This window comes from Frankia sp. AgPm24, assembly GCF_023243055.1.
Classification (GTDB): domain Bacteria; phylum Actinomycetota; class Actinomycetes; order Frankiales; family Frankiaceae; genus Frankia; species Frankia umida.
Window position 1 is genome coordinate 1 of sequence record NZ_JALKFW010000190.1, and the last position, 20,155, is coordinate 20,155.

Annotated in this window: 16 protein-coding genes and 1 pseudogene; 9 read left to right on the forward strand and 8 right to left on the reverse strand. The window is 70.4% G+C overall.

The features are described 5' to 3' along the window. From MXD61_RS14920 to MXD61_RS14930, 3 genes and pseudogenes are all read left to right on the forward strand, one after another. On the forward strand, positions 1 to 1,040 hold a 1,040-nt coding region (locus MXD61_RS14920; protein WP_248813759.1), incomplete at its 5' end, for an acetamidase/formamidase family protein. 178 nt (positions 1,041 to 1,218) lie between these two features. Then, positions 1,219 to 1,456 (forward strand): annotated as a pseudogene (locus tag MXD61_RS28890) (helix-turn-helix domain-containing protein); the annotation flags it as partial. A gap of 761 nt (positions 1,457 to 2,217) precedes the next feature. Beyond that, positions 2,218 to 3,717, forward strand: coding sequence for a hypothetical protein (locus MXD61_RS14930; protein WP_248813760.1), 1,500 nt, complete (start codon positions 2,218 to 2,220; stop codon positions 3,715 to 3,717). 39 nt (positions 3,718 to 3,756) lie between these two features. On the opposite strand, the gene MXD61_RS14935 is transcribed toward MXD61_RS14930, so the two are convergent. Next, a complete protein-coding gene (locus tag MXD61_RS14935) occupies positions 3,757 to 4,542 on the reverse strand; it encodes a toll/interleukin-1 receptor domain-containing protein (RefSeq protein WP_248813761.1) in 786 nt (261 codons plus the stop codon). A gap of 765 nt (positions 4,543 to 5,307) precedes the next feature. On the opposite strand from MXD61_RS14935, the gene MXD61_RS14940 reads away from it, so the two are divergent. From MXD61_RS14940 to MXD61_RS14960, 5 genes are read left to right on the forward strand one after another with little or no spacing between them, the layout of a single operon-like run. After that, positions 5,308 to 7,452, forward strand: a complete 2,145-nt coding sequence (locus tag MXD61_RS14940; RefSeq protein WP_248813762.1) for a hypothetical protein — start codon at positions 5,308 to 5,310, stop codon at positions 7,450 to 7,452. After that, entirely contained in the window at positions 7,434 to 8,759 is a 1,326-nt protein-coding gene (locus MXD61_RS14945) for a hypothetical protein (RefSeq protein WP_248813764.1), read from the forward strand. The genes MXD61_RS14940 and MXD61_RS14945 overlap by 19 nt, the downstream gene beginning before the upstream one ends. Then, positions 8,759 to 10,123 carry a protein phosphatase 2C domain-containing protein gene (locus MXD61_RS14950; RefSeq protein ID WP_248813765.1) on the forward strand — a complete coding sequence of 455 codons (1,365 nt, stop codon included), beginning with the start codon at positions 8,759 to 8,761 and terminating at the stop codon, positions 10,121 to 10,123. The genes MXD61_RS14945 and MXD61_RS14950 overlap by 1 nt, the downstream gene beginning before the upstream one ends. Then, positions 10,120 to 11,358, forward strand: a complete 1,239-nt coding sequence (locus MXD61_RS14955) for a hypothetical protein (protein WP_248813766.1) — start codon at positions 10,120 to 10,122, stop codon at positions 11,356 to 11,358. Before MXD61_RS14950 ends, MXD61_RS14955 begins: the two co-directional genes overlap by 4 nt. Positions 11,359 to 11,373: 15 nt before the next feature. Further along, on the forward strand, positions 11,374 to 12,045 hold the full coding sequence (locus MXD61_RS14960) for a VWA domain-containing protein (RefSeq protein WP_248813767.1): 672 nt from the start codon (positions 11,374 to 11,376) through the stop codon (positions 12,043 to 12,045). A gap of 67 nt (positions 12,046 to 12,112) precedes the next feature. Here MXD61_RS14960 and MXD61_RS14965 read toward each other — a convergent pair whose 3' ends face one another. The 5 genes from MXD61_RS14965 to MXD61_RS14985 all read right to left on the reverse strand — a co-directional run bounded on the left by MXD61_RS14965 (position 12,113) and on the right by MXD61_RS14985 (position 17,035). Next, positions 12,113 to 13,759 (reverse strand): long-chain fatty acid--CoA ligase, encoded by a 1,647-nt coding sequence (locus MXD61_RS14965; protein ID WP_251080008.1) that lies wholly within the window; start codon positions 13,757 to 13,759, stop codon positions 12,113 to 12,115. Between the two features lie 203 nt (positions 13,760 to 13,962). Next, positions 13,963 to 14,601: an ATP-dependent Clp protease proteolytic subunit gene (locus MXD61_RS14970; protein ID WP_248813769.1), complete on the reverse strand. Its 639-nt coding sequence runs from the start codon at positions 14,599 to 14,601 to the stop codon at positions 13,963 to 13,965. Further along, on the reverse strand, positions 14,598 to 15,389 hold the full coding sequence (locus MXD61_RS14975; protein ID WP_285223274.1) for an ATP-dependent Clp protease proteolytic subunit: 792 nt from the start codon (positions 15,387 to 15,389) through the stop codon (positions 14,598 to 14,600). The genes MXD61_RS14970 and MXD61_RS14975 overlap by 4 nt, the downstream gene beginning before the upstream one ends. Before the next feature lie 153 nt (positions 15,390 to 15,542). Then, complete coding sequence (locus MXD61_RS14980; protein WP_285223275.1) at positions 15,543 to 16,190, reverse strand: MerR family transcriptional regulator; 648 nt, start codon at positions 16,188 to 16,190, stop codon at positions 15,543 to 15,545. Between the two features lie 392 nt (positions 16,191 to 16,582). Then, positions 16,583 to 17,035, reverse strand: coding sequence for a MerR family transcriptional regulator (locus tag MXD61_RS14985; protein ID WP_175084463.1), 453 nt, complete (start codon positions 17,033 to 17,035; stop codon positions 16,583 to 16,585). A gap of 297 nt (positions 17,036 to 17,332) precedes the next feature. Here MXD61_RS14985 and mce point away from each other — a divergent pair, with 297 nt between their 5' ends. Further along, positions 17,333 to 17,758 (forward strand): methylmalonyl-CoA epimerase, encoded by a 426-nt coding sequence (mce, locus tag MXD61_RS14990; RefSeq protein ID WP_248813811.1) that lies wholly within the window; start codon positions 17,333 to 17,335, stop codon positions 17,756 to 17,758. Positions 17,759 to 17,835: 77 nt separating this feature from the next. On the opposite strand, the gene MXD61_RS14995 is transcribed toward mce, so the two are convergent. Both MXD61_RS14995 and MXD61_RS15000 read right to left on the reverse strand, forming a co-directional pair. Beyond that, the gene (locus MXD61_RS14995) at positions 17,836 to 18,369 is read right to left on the reverse strand and encodes an LppP/LprE family lipoprotein (RefSeq protein WP_248813773.1); all 534 of its coding nucleotides are present in this window, start codon (positions 18,367 to 18,369) and stop codon (positions 17,836 to 17,838) included. Positions 18,370 to 18,560: 191 nt separating this feature from the next. After that, positions 18,561 to 20,144 carry an aldehyde dehydrogenase family protein gene (locus tag MXD61_RS15000; RefSeq protein ID WP_374628980.1) on the reverse strand — a complete coding sequence of 528 codons (1,584 nt, stop codon included), beginning with the start codon at positions 20,142 to 20,144 and terminating at the stop codon, positions 18,561 to 18,563. Positions 20,145 to 20,155 lie beyond the last annotated feature (11 nt).

A 20,155-nucleotide genomic window follows, 5' to 3' on the forward strand; every position in this document is an offset into this window, starting at 1 on the left:
CGGTCATTCTGGCAGCCGAGTTGACGCGTAGGCCCCGCCCTGAAGGACGGGGCCCGCGCGCTACGTTTCCCGGTCACGAGGGGCTGCTCGCCGACCAGGGCAGCGATCCCCGGGGTTTCTTCGGCGCCGCGGGCATCCGGTCCGACGACGCGCTGGCCCTGCTCGACTCCGGACGCCGGCACACATCCGAGGCCACCGGCCCGCATGTGGTCACCGGCCCGGTGGCCGTCCGCGGCGCCCGGCCCGGGGACGTCCTCGAGGTCGAGGTGCTGGAACTCGTCCAGCGGGCACCGTACGGGGTGATCAGCAACCGGCATGGTCGGGGCGCGCTGCCCGGCGAACTGCCGATCGCCCCCGCCGACCTGCCACCGGGGGTGGACGTGCCACCGGTGTGCCTCGTCGCGCACACCGACGGCGGTGGGCACGGGGTCCTGCCAGTCGGTGACGGCCGGGCGATCCGGTTCCCGCTGCGTCCCTTCCTGGGGATCATGGGGGTGGCGGTGGCCGGGGACGGCCCCGTCCACTCGGTGCCACCCGGGCCGCATGGCGGCAATCTCGACATCCGCCATCTGGGCGTCGGCGCCCGGCTCTACCTGCCCGTCCAGGTGCCGGACGCGCTGTTCTACGTCGGCGACCCGCATTTCGCCCAGGGCGACGGCGAGGTGGCCCTGACCGCGTTCGAGGCTCCCCTGCGCGCGCTGCTGCGCCTGACCGTCCACGCCGACGACGGCGCCCGCAGGCTCGCCCGCACGCTGACCGCGCCCTGGGCGGGCACCGACTCCCTGCACATCGTCGCCGGTCTGGACCCCGACCTCGGTGCCGCGTTGCGGGCCGCGACCCGCAACGCCATCGCCTTCCTCGGCGATCGGTACGGCCTGCCACCCGCGGTGGCCCTCGCCTATCTCTCCGCCGCCGGCGACTTCGCCGTCAGCCAGGTTGTCGACCAGGTGGTCGGCGTCCACTGCTGCCTACGCCGGGCCGACCTCGCCACCCTCGTCTCTCCCCCGCCTCCCGCTCCTCCTGGCCACGGCGGACGTTGATGGCGCCGGTGGCGGGGCTACCGGCAGCGGGGCTGTTGGCGGGAAGGGCTGGAGCGCTGGGACGGAAGTGTCCGCGGAACCGGGGGACGAGGTCCGGACGGTAGGGGAAACGGATACGCTCGATGTCTCGGAGTGGCGGAGGGTGGTCCCGGTGGCGATGACGAACCCGCGGGTCGAGGTGCCGCTGCTGCGGCGGCTGGTCGGTCAGGCGCTGCGCCGCCACCGCCAGGCCCAGGGGCGTACCCTGCGCGACGTCGCGGATGCCGCACGGGTGTCGATGCCGTATCTGTCCGAGGTGGAGCGGGGTCGTAAGGAGGCCTCCTCGGAGGTGCTCGCGGCGATCTGCCGGGCTCTGGGTATCCGCCTGGCCGACCTGCTCGACGAGGTCCGCCTCGAACTCGCCCGGGTGGAGCCGCTGGTCGTGCCGTCCGCCGCGGCCGGTGCCCACCCGGCCCGCACCGCGGCGCTGACCGGCCCCGGGTTCACCAGTTCGGGTGGCCCGCAGCTCACCGGCCCGGCCGCGGTGGTCGAGGTGCTGACCGGCGCCGTCGCCGGGCAGGCCACCGCCGGTTTCCTCGGCCAGCTTCGTTCCCGCGCCGCGGAGCCTCTGGTCGGCGGGTCCGTCCAGGACGCGGGGCGGAACGGCACTTTTGTGTCACTGGGTGTGCCGGGGCAGGGTGTCGTGGGGCAGGTCGGCATCGGGCCCATCGGCGGGATGTCCGGCGCGGCTGGCGACCTCGGGCTGTCCGCCGACGGGGTCGGCAGCATCCGCCGTCTTGACGCGACGGGTGTGGGCCGAATGGGTGCGGCGCGGATCGTCGTCGCCGCTGGTGGCGGTGGTATCGCCCGAAGCCGGGCCGGGATGCGTCGGCGCGTCGGGTACGGGCGGCCCCGCTGCCGGCGGTCGGTGGCGGGGCGTTCCCGTCCCACCGCGGCCCACGTCTGATTGCGACCGACGCCTCCCCCACCGGGAGAACGGCGAATACCGAGAAACGTGGTTCGCGGACCTTCGACGCTCCGAGTCCGATATGCGCGGTATCGATGGGATGGTTGTTCGTGGCGGCCACGAACAACGACGGTCATTGTCACCGGATCACGAAACGTTCGGCGGTGGCACGGCGGGGCATGCGACTATTGGCGCTGTTTTTCCGGCGCACTCCAGCGGATTGGTGGAAGCATGTCGCAACGAACCGGGACGAAGCTGCTCACGGCGCAGGAGAGGCCGACCGTCCGGGCACTGTTAGGCCTGCCGATCCCACCCGAGGAGCTCACCCCGCCACCGGCTGACACAACCCAGCCCGATCACCATGTCTGGGAACGCACCCATGACTCGGCCGCGGCGAAGGACGCGTTCGCGACCGAACTCAAGGCCGCGCTGAAGACGGCGATCGACGACCAGGAACCGGCCATCCAGCGTAAGGAGAACGCCCCCAGCATCGACCTGAGAAGCCTGCTGCCCGCGGCGGCAGCGGCCCGCGAGGTCGTCGACGCGTACTTCGCCGACTGGACCCGCGCCGCGGCCCTGCCGGCCAGCCTCCTGAACACCCGGCACCATTTCAGCTTCACCGTCGACGGGGACGCTCCCACCATTGTCTCCATGGCGGACCTCCCGACCCGAACCCGGCTGAGGTGGACGACCGAGCCGGCCAACGTGATCGGTTTCCTGATGGGCACCGACGGGCCCCGGGCGGTGGCCACCAGGCACTCGTTCCACCACGAGAACGGCGCCCCCGAGGAGTCCGCCTTCTACCAGCAGGCGGTGGTGGAACCGTTCCTCGCGGCCCACCGGGACGCGCTCATCCGCTATGAGAAGTTCGTCATGTCCATGACCGACCCGAACACCGCCCGGGTCTTCATCGCACCCTGGGTGCCGGACTGGAAGGCGACCGAGACGGAGCTGACGTCCGCGGCCGTCGCGCAGAAGAAGTGGACCATCTTCGCAAACCTGGTACACGAGTACATTCACGTGCTGCAACATCCGCTGCTCCCGACCGCGACCGGGCGCAGCGTCGTCGTGCGGGAGGGCATCTGCGAATATCTGGCCGTGCAGGTGGTCCGGTATGTCGGCACCTGGTCGGACGAGCAGCTCACCGACCTGAACAAGCGGATCGTCGGCGCCGGAAACTTCCGCGCCAGCCGGAACTGGCTGACCGGTTACACCGCGACCGAGGAATACCGCTCCTACGTCGACCGGGTCACCCAGGCCATCCAGACCGTCGGCGTGAACGCGATATACGCCGCCTTCTTCCAGGGCCACACCGAGTTCCTCGGCACCGCCGTCGGCCACGGCGGGCGCCAGTTCGCGCTACCCGCGGTGGCCACCGCCGCCGGCGGCATCCGGCGTCTCCCCTTTCCCGCGGCCAGCGGTCGCCGCGGCCACGACTGGATCTCCCGCGGCACCGCGATACCCGCGCCGAGGTTCGCCGAACTCAACGCGGACGTCGAACTCACCCTGGCGCAGGGCTTCGTCGACGACGGCCTGGACCTACAGGTCTCCGTTCCGGATTTCCGGGCGCACCGGGTACTGACCTTCGACGGCGTCAGCGAGACCTGGGAGCAGATCGCCGCCCAGAACGGCACCTCCGTCTCCGACCTGCTGGCCATCAACAACCCGGACGAAAGACTCCCACCGCTGGAGGAGCTCGCCCTCGAATGGCTCCTCGTCCGCGACATCTGAGCTGTTCGGACCGGCGAGGATCCCCCCGTCAGAGGGCCGCTACGTCGAATTGTCCGCAGGGCGAGCGCCGAAGTTGTAGGTCGTCGGGCCTGTCGTCTGGCCGGGACCGTAGATGTCGCGCCCCGCCGACACTGTCACCCCGCCCGGCGGAGCCCCGGCAGTTGATGCCCCGGCAGTTGATGCCCCGGCAGTCGGTACCTCGCCGGCTGGCGTCCGGTCGGTCGACGCCCGGTCAGGCGGCTCACCGCCTGTCGGTGCGCCGACGTCGCCGTCGCTGTCCTCCTCGTTGCCTGCCGGCTCAGCGGCTTGCTCCAGGGACACCTTCGAGGCGGCCCCGGGAAAGGGGGGTGGGGGCCCATCCGTGAACAATCCAGGGAAGATCGGCGCGCTGGCAGGTTTGGCCCGGCCACCGGAGACGGCGAGCCGGGCCCATCTGACCAGCTCAGCACGGGCATCGTCCTCCGCCTTGTCGAACAGGTCGACTGGAACTACCTGGCCGAGCAGCCCGGGCCGGGCACAGTCCTCGACCCGGACGGCGAGCAGCTTGCGGGTGAACCCGCTCGGATCCGCGCTGAAGGCCGAATGCCACTCGGCCGTACCGAACTGGGCATGGGTGTATTCGTCGGACACCACGGCGATCATGCGCTGCGCGCGGATGACACCGTTCTGCATGCCGACAACGAGGTTTGTGCCGGGCACCATGTCCCACGCCTGGAACAGCACCTGGAACCCACCGCTCTCCTCGAGCTGCCAGGCGATCCACTCCGCCCAGCGCCAGTCGGCCTGCGCGTAGGAGACAAAAAAATCCCAGTCGGGCTTGTCCATGCCGGGCACACCGACGCTTCCCCCATTAGCCACGCGCGAACAGTATGCCATCCGCACGCACCTCGCCAAGACCGCGAACAGAACCAGTACGACGCAATGGGCCCCGTGGGCGTGCGCCCACCCCTCGGTGCGCACCGCTCCAGAGCCGGACGGTCACCGCCACCAGCGGGCTCGACGTAGTTTTCCGGGGCCAGAACCCGTCACATGACGGGATGCGTTCCAGACCCGAGGTGTAACGGCGACGATTCGGCTGTCCGATTTCAGCGATCCAACCTCGACTCTTGAAAAAGAAGTCCGAAATGTCCAATATCAAGAGTCGAGCCTGGAGTGTAAGGTGTGCTCCGCAAGCGCGAATCCAGACACAACTGTCCACGGGGGGGCAGATGAACAGCGCACGCCTGCCGCACGACTTGGCGGGGTGAGAGTTCCGGTGAGACGCGATCTGCATGGCCCCGGCCATGCCGTTTTCCGGAATCAGGCCACTGGCCCACAGCCCAGCAGGGTCTCAGCATGATCGGCAATCAGCCACCAGCACCCAACCATGCAGTCCTCGCACAGCCGCCGCAGGCCAGAGAGCGCGGATCCGACGGCAACGGTGGGCCAGCGTCATCACCCCCGCCTCCGCCATCGGGCAGGCCAGGCCGACCTTCGCAGGCCCCACCCGACGAGCATCGTGAGCCACAGCATGGGTCGGGCGGGCAGCGAGAACACGCGCTGCCCGAGGATGCCCGCTCCACCAGGGAGTCCGCGCGCGACGGGCTACGGGTGGCCGCAGCGACGCAGGGCGAGGCCCAGGCCCGGCTCAACACCGAACGCGAACACCGGGCCACCGTGCACGCCGGTCGCGACCTTTACGGGCCCGGTCAGGCGACCGGGCCGACCACTTATCACTTCTACGGGCACGAATACACCCAGCGCAGCGCTGGCGGCGTCCGATCTCGGCCGCTGTCCGCCGCGGAGCTGGCCCAGGCGGAGATCTTCGTCGAGCCACCCGCCTTCGACGCGCTCACCGGCGCCATCGCCCGCTCCCCCCTGATCGTCCTGCGCGGCCCGGCCGGAACGGGGAAGACCGCGGCCGGGGTGCGGTTGCTCCAGCACGCCCAGGCCAGCGCGCTGTTCGAGCTGGCGCCCGATACCGACCTGCGTCAGTTCATGACGGAGGAACCCAGACAGGGCGCCGGTTATCTGCTGTCGGATATCGGCCAGTCCCAGGCGAACAGTCTCGGTCTGTTCGACCTGAGCGCGATCGCCAGCCGGCTGGAGCACCAGCAGGCCTTCCTCGTTCTCACCATCGCGGACAGCGTGCATCTCATGGGTCTGCACGCCGGCAGCGTCCTGATCGACCTCACCACCCGGCCGGACCAGGCCGCGGTCCTCGCCGGCCATGTGGCCTGCCGGCTCGCCGAGCGGCCAGGGATGAGCGACGAGGCCGCGCGTCGTCGTGCCAGCGCGCTGCTCGCCCGCAGCCCCGTGCGCTCCTTCATCACTGCGGCGCTGGACGCCCAGGCCGCCGTGGAGAAGGTCGTCACGATCGCCTGGGCGCTCGCTGATGTCGACGCCGACATCAGCGGCGCCGCGCTGGTCGCGGCGGCCCAGGCAAAGGTCGCGGCGCAGGAACAGGCCGAGTTCGTCGACTGGTTCCGGGGCCTGCCGCCGGGTGTGGAGAGCCGAACGCTCGCGATCGCGCTGGCGGTGTTGCAGGGCGAACCGTACGAGACGATCGCGGACGCCGCGCTCACCCTCGAGCACCGGCTGACGGACCTCGGCCACCCCGGGCCGACGAACGCCGCGGGCTATCCGATGGCCCCGCCGCCGCAGCCGGACTGGTTCGGTCGAGACAGAACGTCCCGGCTGGCGCGGATGCGGGCGCGGGTGACCAGCACGACGATCGACGCCCGCCGCGGCGGAACGTCGCCTGCCACCGTCGCCCAGTTCGACGACGTCCGTTATCCCGGCTGGGTGCTACTGCACACCTGGCACGAGTACGACCTGCTGCGTCCGCAGCTGCTGGGCTGGCTGCGTCACCTCGGCGGGCATCCGAAGGAAAGCGTGCGGGTGCGCGCCGCGGTGACCGCGGGCACGCTCGCCACGCTCGCGTTCGACATCGTCTGTGGTGAGGTGATCGCGCCCTGGGCGAAGAGTGATTACACCCACGAACGTGACGCCGCCGCGACCGCGCTGCACGATCCGGGGGTCGCCCCGGACCTGGCCGCCGCGGTGGAAGCTCTGATCGAGTCGTGGGAAGCCGACAGCGACCCGTGCCTGCGGGCGACGGCCGCCCGCGCGTTCGGGGCGAGCCTCGGCGCCCGGGACCCGGTGGAGGCGTTGCTGCGCTTGGAGGCACTCGCGGACACCGACATGCTCGGGGTGACCAACGCGATCTGTGTCAGCCTGGCCGAGTTGCTGCTGGAGAACGAGGACAGCATCGACGCGCGGGTTCTCGAGCAGCTGTGTCGCTGGGTCGACCATCGGGAACCCCTGGTCGCGAGGACGGGCCAACTGGCGTTCCTGCTCGCCGCGGTTCACCTGGTCGACCAGATTCCGTCCCAGGCGAACCCTGGGAAGATCCTGATCTGGCCGTTGCTGCTGCGGATCGCCATCGCCGACGCGGCCCGCGGTCGCGAGATCGTCTACCTGTGGGAAAGGGTCTTCAACTCGGACGCCAACGAGACGGGGTACGAGGCGCTCAGAATCTGGGCGATCATGCTCGACTCGCTGCCGAACGCCCAGCGCGCCTTCGCCGACCTCGTGGTCGGTCGACCCCAGCTGACCTACACGCTCCAGTGCGTCGAGTACGCCGCGCAGGCGTGGCTGGCCGCCGATCCCGAACCCCTCGCCCCGCACACCGCCCGGACCGTTCTCGATTACCTCGCACGCAGAAGGGGTGACTCATGGCCCATCAACCCGTAGCGTTGATTGTGGACGAGGCGTCGCTGGAGCGACGGTTCACCAACCGTGGTCCTGCCATCCAGCCCGGCACCGTTCTCGTCGTCGCGGACGCCGACGGCCGCGCCTTCCAACTCGACCGGCGACCGTCGTGGACGGAATGTGTCTCCGGGCGATTTCGAACCCAGTTCGTCGTCAATACCACCGACCACACGAGCATCCTGCAGGAGAGCCTGCCGAGCCGTGACGACGTCTTCCGCTTTCAGGCGTCGATCGATATCGGTTGGCGGGTCACCGATGCCCGCGAGGTGGTCGTACGCGGCGTTCGCGACGGACTGGCGGTCGCCCGGTCGTATCTGCTCGACCTGCTGATGCCGATCACCCGTGGCTTCGATCAGGACCTGCCCGAGCAGGCCGAGAACGCGCTCAACACCCGACTGCGCGGGCATCCGGTGGTGCTGGCCGAGGGAATCACCCTCTACCGGGTGAGCGCTCGGATTTCCCGGGAGCAGAGCAACCAGGAATGGCTGCGGTACCAGGTCCACAAGGACTGGGAACGCCAGCGTGGGCTCGACCAGTTCGCCGACGAGAGCGCGTCCGCGCACCAGCGGAACGCGCTGGCGAGCATCGAGCAGCGGGGTGAGTTGCGCCGCGTCGACGAACGGCTGGCAGTACTACGTGCGACCCTCCCCAACGTCGACGACCTGACGCTGCGCCACCTGGCGCACCATCCGCACGACACCGGCAGCCTGCTGTCGGCCATCGGCCAGCGTCACAGCGAGGACCGAGCCTTCCAGCTCCAGATCTTCGAGCAGTTCATCGCCGCCGGACTGATCGAGCGGGCCGCCGTGCAGGGCATCCTCTCGGGTGCCGGAATCCAGACCGGACCCGTGGGGCCCGCGCTGCAGCCGCCCTACGCAGCGCCCCGCGCGGCACTGCCGGGCAGTGTCACTCCCACGGCCCTGCCCGCGGGAGCCCCACAGCCGCCCCCGCCGCCCTACGATCAGCCGCCGGACGGACAGCCGTGGCGCCAGGCGACGTCCGGCACACCCAGCGCACCGCCGCCGGCGACCTGGGACGAGGAGACAGCACCGGCGAACGGGGGCGGTACGAACGTCGTCGGCACCCGTCGGGTCAGCCGTCCCGACATCGAACCGAGCCGCGTCGCGGACAGCGCCACGGCGTCGGGGGCGGCGGTACCGGCGCACGACGCGCCGTACGGCGAGGAGCAGTTCGCCGAGCCGCCGCTGGCCGCCGACTCACAGGTCATCGATGGGCAGGCCGGCGCGCATGTTGTTGGCTGGCAGCCTCGACGCAGACCGCAGCCGTGATGGCGATGAACATGGTGCGCCAGGGCACCACCGCTCGTACCGACCAGGACGATCGGACCACCATGGTGCTGATGGTGATCGCGTTCGTGCTCACCATCGGACTGTTCTTCGGGGCCGGTGTTGTTCTGCTCTGGGACGACCACCCTCGAACAGGAGCCCTCTCATGCGGCTGCGGAGTCGTCGTACTGCTGCTCGCGGTGCTGCTGTCCCGCTTCCGGATGAGGCGCCGCAGCGGGAACGTCGGCCAGCACCAGCCGTCCGGCTCCGGCCACTGTCCCGCCGGCTCGGGCGAGGGCGCCGTGCTGGGCGGCCGTGAGCCCACCCCAGCGGCGCCGGGCATGTCAGTGCCGCTGGCCTTGCCGCCCGCCGTCACCCCTGCTCCACCCGCCCCGGATTATGATCAACCGGGCGCGGATGCGGGCGCGGTCGACTCGCCCTGGCCGGACCAGCTCGCTGTACCGGCCAGGGCCCGGTTGCTGGGTCAGCCCTCGGTCGCCGCGAACAGCCCGTGGTACCTGCCGGTCGTGTCCACCCAGCCGGCGGTGGCCGCCGACCAGGCACGGCTTGGCGACCTCGAGGTGCGCGCCGCGTCGATCATCGGGACGGGCCACCGCAGCTCGGACCCCGCGACACCGCGCCAGGACGCCTACCGGCTCGGCCGCGACACGGCTGGACGCCATCTGATCATCGCCGTCGCGGATGGCATGTCCGACAGCGAACGCTCCGACCACGGGGCGACCGTGGCCGTCAGCACCGCCGTCGCGGTACTGCGCCGTCATCTGGATACCGGCGCCACCCTGCGCGACCTGTCCGCCGCCGAGGTGTTCAGGGAGGTCTCGGGCACGATCGTCCGCTCGCTGGAGGGGCGGAACATGACCGAGATGGACGTCCGGACCGGACTGATCGTCGCCGTCATCTCGGTACTCCCGACCAGGGACGGCCACCGCGAGGCATGGTTCGGGCACCTGGCCGATCTCTCCGCCTGGCAGCACAGCGCGCTGCCAGGAACCGGCTGGACGCATCTCGCCGGCGACCGCAAGAACGACGGTATGGACAGCAACTCGCTGAGCCGGTTCCTGCCTTTCTCGCCCGGCGATGCCAGGGACACGCGCGCGCGGATTCCGGCCGGAGCCATCGTCGCGCTCATGTCCGACGGCGTCAGCGACGCGCTGACGGGAATCCCGGGTGCGAACGACTGGTTCGCCCGCCAGTGGACCAGCCCGCCCGCCGTGGCGCAGTTCATCCAGCAGATCGGTTTCGAGGCCAAGACCTTCACGGATGACCGCACCGCGGTCGTCATCTGGTGCGACCCGTCTCGTCCCGTCCTCGCGCGGACCGCGGGCACAGGGTGGCTACCTCGATGACAGCCTGGTCGGATCAGCCCTTCCCCAGAATCGTCGGCTACGCCACGGTGAGCGGCCAGAAAAGGGAGATCTCGCCCGGCGCGGGCGAGAGTCGGGTCATCTACGAGATCGATGGCCATCCCGGCTGGCTGGCCAAGCTCTACAAATCACATCTGACCCTGAGCAACGGTCGCCTCGACCAGTTGATCGGCCTACCGGACCGGCTGTCCCAGGCCGAGAGAGCACTCGTTGACACCACGACCTCGTGGCCGGTCGCCAGGATTCTCGACGCCGGTCGGACCGTGGGCGTGGTGCTCCCCCTGGCTCCCAGTGGATACAGCGGGTTCCTGAGCCGCGGCGGCAGGCAGACCACCACCCGGGAGACCTTCACCGTGGACCTCCTGTGCCAGTCGGCGGACTGGCAGCGATCCCGAGGTCTACCGGTCCCGTCGGCGGCCGAGCGGCGTGCGGCCAGCCTGCGCATCGCCAGGGTGGGTGCCCTGTTCGAGGGTGCCGACATCGTCTACGGCGACTGGTCGTACGCGAACGCGCTGTGGAATCCGGCGAACAACGAGATCTACGTCATTGATGTGGACTCCGGCGAGTTCGGCTCCCGACCGTGGGTGGAAACCCCCGGATGGGAGGATCCTCAGGTACCGGCCAGACGGCCCATGGACAGCACCACCGACCGGTATCGCGTCGGCCTGCTCGTCGCCCGGGTCCTGACGGGCGAACGCGACCTCGCGAAGCTCCCGGTGGCACTGAGTCGGCTGGAACGCGGCGATCCCGCCGCCGGTGTCCTGATCGCGATGACGAACGGCCAGCGACCGACCTCGACCCGACCGAGGATCAGCGAGCTGGTGGCAGCGTTGACCGTCGACCAGGCGGGTACCGCGGCGACGCCCTCAGCGCCTTCGCCGACAACGGACGGGGCACACGTGATGGGCTGGCAGCCGACCAGCCGCCAGCGCGCGGGCAGCGCCGCAGCGCGACCGCGAACCACCGACCAGCCGTCGACACCGCGGGCCACTCCGACGGCCCCCAGGAAGCCGACTCACCCCACCCCCTCCGCCCCCTCGCCCCCCTCCGCCCCCTCGCCCCGACCCGCCTCGCGACGGCCACCCGCACGACAGCCGTCCCCCGCGCAGTCATCCGCCAGTTGGGACGATTTTGTCGCGACCCTCCTGGGCCTTTTCGCGATCTTCGTCGTCACCGCACTGGTGATCGCCGGAATCTACTTCGTAGTTCATCACTAGGAGAAACAAGGAGCAATGACGAGCTCATCCGGCGGCGCCCGCTGCCTGCCCACCTATGCGGTCGTGGACACCTCGCACTCGATGACTCCCTACCGGCAGCTGCTCAACGACACGTTGGGCAACGTGTATGACGGCCTCTGGGCGAAGCCCAGCGTGTCCGAATTCGCCCACATCTCGATCATCAGTTTCAACACCGACGCCCATGTGGTCCTTCCGATGAGCGACCTCGGGGCGACCGATGCACTCCCGTCCCTGGGTTGCGGTGGCTCGACGAACTACGGCAAGGCGTTCAGCCTGATCGCGACACGGATCGACGAGGACGTGACCGCGCTGCGCGCGCAGGGCCGTAAGGTGCTGCGCCCGGCCGTCTTCTTCATCACCGACGGAGGTCCGCAGGATGACGCCAGCATCTGGCAAAGTGAGTTCGCGAAGCTGACCGCGCCGACCTGGAAGCGCCGTCCACACGTCATCACGTTCGGCGTCGGGAACGCCGACGAACTGGTACTCAAGAAGATATCGACAAAGGCCGCTTTCAAGGCCAAGCCGGGGCTCGACCAGCAGGAGGCCCTGATCAAGGTCCTCGTCACGTTGCTCAACACACTCATCGCCTCGGCGAAGAGCGAGAACCTGGCGCTACCCGCTGACATTGAGGGATTTAACAGTATTCCACTCGAATTCGTCGACTGACGAGCCTCGCCATCGGCACCGCTTCGGCGATCCCGCCTGTCAGCGGGAAGGGTCGGAGGCGAGCGACTCAGCGCGCAGTGGCGGTTGTCGGGGGTGCGGGCGGCCAGGTGGCCACGAGCTGGCGCTTGAGGATCTTGCCGGCGGCGGTCATGGGCAGGGTGTCGCGGAACTCGACGTGGCGGGGGTACTTGTAGGCGGCCATGGTCTCGCGACACCAGGCGATGAGCTCGGCCGCGGTCAGGCAGGCGTCCGGTCGGCGGATCACGAAGGCCATGATCTCCTGGCCGTGCCGTTCGTGCGGGATACCGACGACCGCGGCCAGGCTGACGTCGGGGTGGGTGAGCAGCACCTCCTCGATCTCCCGTGGGTAGACGTTGAACCCGCCACGGATGATCATGTCCTTGAGGCGGTCGACCAGGTAGAAGTAGCCGTCGGCGTCGCGGCGGCCGAGGTCACCGGTGCGCAGCCAGCCCTGGGCGTCGATGGTGGCGGCGGTCGCCTCGGGCTGGCCCAGGTAGCCGCGCATCACGTTGTGGCCGCGTACGCACAGCTCACCGGTCTCGCCGTCGGCGGCGGGGGTGCCGTCCGCACGGGTGACGCGGACCTCCACCCCCCAGATGGGCAGGCCGATCGACCCGGCGCGGCGCGGCCGGTCGGCGCGGTTGAAGGTGGCGACGGGGCTGGTCTCCGAGAGCCCGTAGCCTTCCAGGATCGCGACGCCGAAGCGCCGCTCGAACGCCCGCAGCACCTCGCCGGGCATCGCCGACCCTCCGGACACGCAGATCCGCAGGCTGGACGCGATGTGGTCCAGGTCGGCGGACGCCACGTCCGGGCAGTGCAGCAGCGCCCAGTACATCGTCGGGACGCCCGCGAAGAAGGTGACGGCGTGGCCGCGCAGGGCGGCGAGGGCCGTCCGCGGCTCGAACCGGGGCAGCAGCACCAGGGTGGCGCCGCTGGCGAACCCGGCGTTGAGGTCGGTGGTCTGCCCGAACGCGTGGAACAGCGGCAGGACGACCAGGTGGACGTCATGCTCGGCGGCGTCGAAGACCCGGGTGGAGACCATGGCGTTGTGCACCATGTTGGAGTGGGTGAGCTGCGCACCCTTGGGGGATCCGGTCGTGCCGCTGGTGTAGAGGACGATCGCGATGTCGGATTCGCTGGTCGGGACGGTGTCGAAGTCCGCCGCCACCCCGGTGGTGAACGCCGCCAACGTCTCGACCCCGCTCGCCGGCTGGTCGTCGGCCGGCAGGTCGTCGGCCGGCAGGTCGTCCGGTCCCAGGGCTGGTGACCGGCCGCCGGCGGGGTCGGCGGTGATCAGGACGAACGTCTCGCAGCTGGGCACGGCGGCGAACGCGGCCTGCCCCGCCCGGCCCGTCGGCAGCTCCGGCGTCCCCTCGAAGCACAGGTACGCCCGCGCGGACGCGTCCGTGAGGTGGAAGGCGATCTCGCGTTCGGTGAGCAGAACGCTCAGCGGAACGACCGTCGCCCCGGCCTTGAGAACGCCGAAGTAGACGGCGGGAAAGGCCGGTAGGTTCGGGCAGGTCAGCGCCACCCGGTCACCGGGCCCGATACCGCGGGCCGCCAGCGCCGCGGCGATCTGGCGGGCGGCGGCGTCCAGCTCGGCGTAGGTGAGGTGGTGCTCGCCGAACACGAGCGCGTCGCGCCGCGGCCAGGTGCGGGCCGCCTCTTCCAGAACGACCGCGAGGTTGAGCATGGACCCCTCCTGTGGCCATGCCCGGGCCACACCGGTGGGCGCCCGGACGAGGAACGCGCTGGAGCCGCGGCGCGCCCGGATCGAACCGGCGACCACCTGAGAGTGCGCCACGTCACAAGATAGCCCGATCACCCCAGATGACAACCGCCAGTAGGGCGCTGATGGTCGCGGGGTGATCGGGCGGTCAAGAGGCGGTCAGGCGGTCAGGCGAAAGCCGGTCGGGTGGCGGAGAGCTTGCGGCTGGTCAGGACCTCGTCGATCAGGCCGTAGTCCTTCGCCTCCTCGGCGCTGAAGATCTTGTCGCGTTCGGTGTCGCGGCGGATCCGCGTCTCGTCCTGGCCGCTGTGGCGGGCCAACAGCACCTCCTGCAACGTGCGGATGCGCAGGATCTCCCGGGCCTGGATCTCCAGGTCGCTGGACTGGCCCTCCGCCTGCGCGGACGGCTGGTGGATGAGGATCCGGCTGTGCGCGAGCGCCAGGCGCTTGCCGGGCGCCCCGGCGGCGAGCAGCACCGCGGCCGCGGAGGCGGCCTGGCCCATGCAGATCGTCGAGACGTCGGGCCGGACGAACTGCATCGTGTCGTAGATCGCGGTCAGCGACGTGAACGACCCACCCGGGGAGTTGATGTAGATCGAGATGTCGCGGTCCGGGTCCTCGGACTCCAGGAACAGCAGCTGCGCCATCACGTCGTTGGCCGACACGTCGTCGATCTGCACGCCGAGGAAGATGATGCGTTCCTTGAGCAGCTTCGAGTACGGATCCATCGAGTACTCGCCGCGTGAGGTGCGCTCGACGATGTTCGGCAGCACATGGCGTGCGGACGGCCGGATGCCGGCGGTCATCGGGCGCCGGCCTCGGACTCGAAGCCGGCGTGGCCAGCGGCGCGGCGCGGACCGATGCCACCGGCGTGGGAGCCGGGCACCTCACCGACGCGCTGCACGACATGGTCGACCAGGCCGTAGTCGCGGGCCTCGACGGCGGTGAACCAGCGGTCCCGGTCGGAGTCGGCGGCGATCTGCTCGGCGGTGTGGCCGCTGTGCTCGGCGGTGCGCTCCTGGAGGACCCGCTTGGTGTAGAGCATCTGCTCCGCCTGGATGGAGATGTCGGCCGCCGTACCGCCGATGCCGCCGTGCGGCTGGTGCATCATGATCCGGGCGTGCGGCAGGGCGTAACGCTTGCCGGGGGCACCCGCGCACAGCAGGAACTGCCCCATGGACGCCGCCAGCCCCAGTGTCACGGTGGCCACGTCGTTCTCGATGAACTGCATCGTGTCGTAGATCGCCATCCCGGCGCTGACCGACCCGCCCGGCGAGTTGATGTAGAGCCAGATGTCGGCCCGCGGGTTCTCCGCGGCGAGCAGGAGCAGCTTCGCACTGATCGCGTTGGCGACGTCGTCCTCGACGACGGTGCCGAGGAAGATGATCCGGCTGTCGAGCAGCCGTGCGTAGACCTGGTCATCGAGTCCGGCGGACGGATTCCCGCCACCCGCCAGCCGGATGGCACCCCCCGACGCGGCCAGCGGGGCGGGTCCGCCCTGGTAGGCCGGGGAGGCGGCATGGCCCGCGGTGGCCAGGCGGTGCGATGCGCCTGGGACGGTCAGTCCCCGGAACGGCGCGGACGGGTCGGTCATGAGGGTGCCTTTCCGCCGGCGGGGTCGGGAACCGCGGTCGCGGCGCCGGCATCTCCCAGCCTCGCCGTCGCGGCGCCGATCCAGGCGTGGATCTGCCTGTGGCAGATCTGCCGACGGCAGACATCATCGTCCGACCAGCCGCGGCGGGCCGGATCAGCCCTCGGTACGCGGACCCGTACCGTCTCCGACGTTGCCCTCGTGGGACGACCCGTCGGCGCGGCCGGCACTGCCATCACGGCCGTCGACGTCGCGCAGGGGTTCGGTGAGGAAGTTGAGGAACGTGTCGTCGAAGAAGTCCTGGGCGCTGTGGGCGTCGGGGTCGGCGCGCAGCGAGCGGGCCGCGTCGTCGCGCAGGCCGAGCATGAAGTCCTCGGCGAGACGCACCTGCTCCTGCAGGGAGGCGAGTTTCTCCTCGGCGAGACTCACCCATGTCTGCAGCCGCTCGCGGACCTGGGCCCGATCCAGCGCGGTCAGACCAGGCTTGCCGATCTCCTCCCGCAGCGTGAGCAGCGAACGCATCTCCTCGACGGTGAAGCCCAGCGGCTTCATCTTCTTGATCAGGAAGAAGCGGTCAAGTGCGTCGTCGTCGTAAAGGGGGAAGCCGCTGTCGGTGCGGCCCACCGCCACCAACAGCCCCTCCTGCTCATAGAAACGGACAGTACGCAGCGACAACGTCACCATGATGGCAACATCACCGATCTCATACCGGCCCTCGCGGGCGTCAGCGGACGACCTGGCACTGCTGGCAGTGGACAATTCGACCCTATTCACGGTGAGTGGGACGGTCGGAGCTTCGAGCATCGGTCGTGCCACGGTAATGCCTGGACAGCGGATATCTGGCCAGCGTGATACCCGGTCAACGTCGTACCTGGCCGGCGTGGTTCCGGACAGCCAGGCTCGGCGGTGGGCCACCCCTCGCACCGAGGGGTGCCCATCCGAGGGGCGCCGTTTCGTGGACCCGCACCCACCGGGGACCACGGCGGGCCACGAAACCCCTCGGCGAGTCGTCCGCCGACACCTCGGACCTCGACGACCGCGCCCTCGACGACTGGGCCACCGATGGCCGGGCCCTCGACGGCTGGGACCTCAGTGGCTGGACCATCGGCAACCGGGCCATCGGTGGCTGGACTATCGGTGGCTGGACTATCGGTGGCTGGGCTGTCGACCGCCGGGCCGTGGAGACTGCCGGCGTCTCACACCGAACGGTCCGCGTCGGTGTGCAGGCCGATGACAAAGTCCTCGGCGACGCCGGCCTGCGCCCGCAGGGTGGCGAGTTTCTCCTCCGCGAGCACGACCCAGGTGCGCAGCAGTTCGCGCAGTTCGCCGCGGCGCTCGTCCGGAATACCCGAACTGGCCAGTTCATCGCGTACGGACAACAACGAGCGCATCTCCTCGAGGGTGAACCCGAGGGACTTCATCTTCTTGATCACCATCAGTCGGTCGACCGACTCGTCACCGTACAGACGGAAGCCGCCGGGAGTACGGCCCGCCGTCGTGAGCAGACCGGCCTCCTCGTAGTACCGCACCGTCCGCAGGGACAGCCCGACCCGCTCGGCCACCTCACCGATCTGGTAGCGGGTTACGCCCGTGGCCTGGCCAGACTGAGGTGAGTGGACGGTGGACGAATCGCGACGCGTCGTGGACAAGATGACCCTAACGTTGGTGTCTCGACGTCTGGAGCAAGGAGGATAACGGCTACTCTACGACGTTCCGGACAGCCTACCGATACCACCCACTCGCCGCCCTTCGTGTCGTCTTCCTCCGTGCGCGGAGCCCCCACGGTTCCGCCACGGATCCGCGTGGCGGGCGACGACGATCACGTCCGCCACCAGGCCGCATCGGTCGACGCCGGCATCATCACCGGGCACGCTGGGAAACCAGGCTGGCGGGAGCCAGGGGTGCGGGCCGGTGGGGCATGCCGGCGAAGTGAGGAGAACGTTGTGCTGCTGAGCAGGATCGACCATGTGGGTATCGCGGTGGCGTCGCTGGCCGACACCATCCCGCTCTACGAGGAGGCGTTCGGCCTCACCGTGGTGCACCAGGAGGACAACGACCGCCAGGGTGTGCGTGAGGCGATGCTGTTGGTGAACAACGGCGAGGCCGGCAGCTCCTACGTCCAGCTGCTCGAGCCGCTGCGCGCGGACAGCCCGGTCGGGAAGTTCCTGGCCAAGCGGGGCCCCGGCATCCACCACATCGCCTACGGTGTCGCCGACATCGACAGCGCCCTCGCCGCCCTGACCACCACCGGGTTCGACCTGGTCAACAAGACGCCCGTGCACGGCACCGCCGGCAGCCGGATCGCCTTCGTCCACCCGAAGGCCCTCGGCGGCGTCCTGACCGAGCTGGTCGAGGCCGTCGAGGGCCACTGACGGCCCACCTGTCCGTCCTGGCCGGACGTCCCGGGTGGATGTCCGGCGCACCGCGCCCGGCCGTGTCGGGGCGCTGATCAGCGTCTGCTGGTCGCGGCCGAGGTCGCGGCGCTGGGCAGCGAGTCCAGCCGGCTCACGCCGGAGCCGTTCCAGGCGTAGCGGACGGTAGCACCACCGGCGCTCGGGCAGCACATCGGGTCACCCGGCCGGTACAGGTCGTACTGCAGTGCGACCTGCCGGTCGGTGGACCAGATCCAGCGGATCGTCGCGCTCGGCTGCGGCGCGTCATAGCCGACCAGGGTCGCGTGATGGAACAGGAACGCCCGCTGCGGATGCCCGTCCCCCGACGTCGACAGCAGCCCGATGATCACGCTGAGATCGTTGGCCGCGTCGTAACCACCGAAGGAGATCGGTGTGTAACCCGCGGCCCGCACGACCGCGGCCGCCTTCGCCGTGCTCTGCGCGGCCGCCTGCCCGGCACTCGGCGCGTCCGAGGCGCCGGATGCGCCCGATGCACCGGTGGTGGTGGCGGTGGCGGTCGAGGTGAGCCCGCCGGTGAGGCTGAGCGCACCGACCAGCACCGACATGGCCAGTCCGTGACGTAGAGTCATGAGCCCCCCTAGGTTCCGTATGGCCTCGACCACGCTAGATGCGCCGTTCGACGGATGCCGACCCCGCGGTCGCTACGCGCGGTATGTCGCCCGATACGTCCCCCATCCTCCCCCAGTCGGTGACATTACGTGACGGAGAAAGCGGGCCGGGGTGCTCGACCCGGGCCCCGATACCGGACTGGTCGGACGGACTAGTCGGACGGGGTGGTGGCGCGGCCGTGGCGTAGGCGGACCAGGCGGGTGACGGCGGCGAGGAGGCCGGGTGGGCGGTGGAAGGTGGTCAGGGTGGTGCCGGGCAGCGCCAGTCGCCGGGTGGCCACCGAGCGGGGACGGACGAACTCGCGTAGCCCGTCCGCGCCATGCACCCGACCGAAACCGCTCTCACCGCGTCCCCCGAAGGGCAGGGCGGGGATGCCGGCGAAGGACTGCACGGCGTTGACGGTGACCATGCCGGTGTTCAGCCGGGCGGCGATCTCGTCGCCGTGGTGGCGGGAGAAGACCGTGGCGCCCAGGCCGTAGGCGGTGTCGTTGGCGAGGTCGACGGCCTCGTCGATGTCGGTGACGGTGCGCACGGTGACGACCGGGCCGAACGTCTCGTCCCGCATGACCTCGGCGTCGTCGGGGACGTCGACGAGCACGATCGGTGCGATGGCCCGCTCCCCCACCGCCGGGGAGCCGCCGACCAGGGCGGTGGCGCCACGGGCGAGCGCGTCGTCGACCTGGCGGCGCACCACGTCGAGCTGGCCGGGCATCGTCATCGGACCGTAGGAGGCATCCGGGGTGGTCCCGGGGTGGATGCCGTCGAGGGCCCGGCACAGGGCGTTCAGATAGGGCGCGGCTACGGAGGCGGTGACGTAGACGCGTTCGACGCCGACGCAGGTCTGCCCGGCGTTGGCCATCGCACCCCAGGCGGTCGCCCGCGCGGCGGCGGTCACATCGGCGTCGTCGGCGACGAGCAGGGGATCCTTGGCGCCGCATTCCATGATGAGCGGGGTCAGCCGGGTGGCGCAGGCGGCCATCACGGCACGTCCGGTGCGCGCGGAGCCGGTGAAGGCGATCTTGTCGACGCCGGCGGTGCACAGGGCCGCGCCGGTGGCGCCGAGACCGGTGACGACGCCGAAGAGGCCGGCGGGGCCGTCCGGGTTGGCGGCGGCGAAGGTGGTGGCCAGGCGGGTGCCCAGGGCGGGGGTGTACTCGCTGGGCTTGAACACCACCGCGTTGCCCGCGGCCAGGGCGTAGGCGATCGACCCGATCGGGGTGAACAGCGGGTAGTTCCAGGGCCCGATCACGCCGACGACGCCCAGGGGCAGATAGTCCACGCGGGCGGTGTGGTCGGCGAGGAAGGGTCCGGGCAGGACCCGGCGGGAGCGCAGGACCCGTCCCGCGTGGCGGGCCGCCCAGCGGATGTGCTCGAGCACCAGCAGCAGCTCGAGGCGGGCGTCGGCGGCGGTCTTGCCGTTCTCGGCGTGCAGCAGATCGACGAGGTCACGGTCGTCGCGTACCAGCAGCGTCGCCCAGCGCAGCAGACGTTCGCGGCGCCCGGCGGGGCCAAGGCCCACCCACCAGGGTGCGGCGGCGCGGGCGGCGGCGACCACGGCCGCGACCGCGGCGTCGTCGTAAACGGGGAAGTGCCCGACGACCTCGCCGGTGGCCGGATTGAGGGAGGCGAACGTCGCCCGCGCCCCGTCCACGGCGGTGGGGACGGGGATGGAGCTGGCAGCGGCGCCGCCGGCACGATGATCCTCGGTGCTGGTCTGCTCGTCAGATCTGGTCACGACACCAGCAT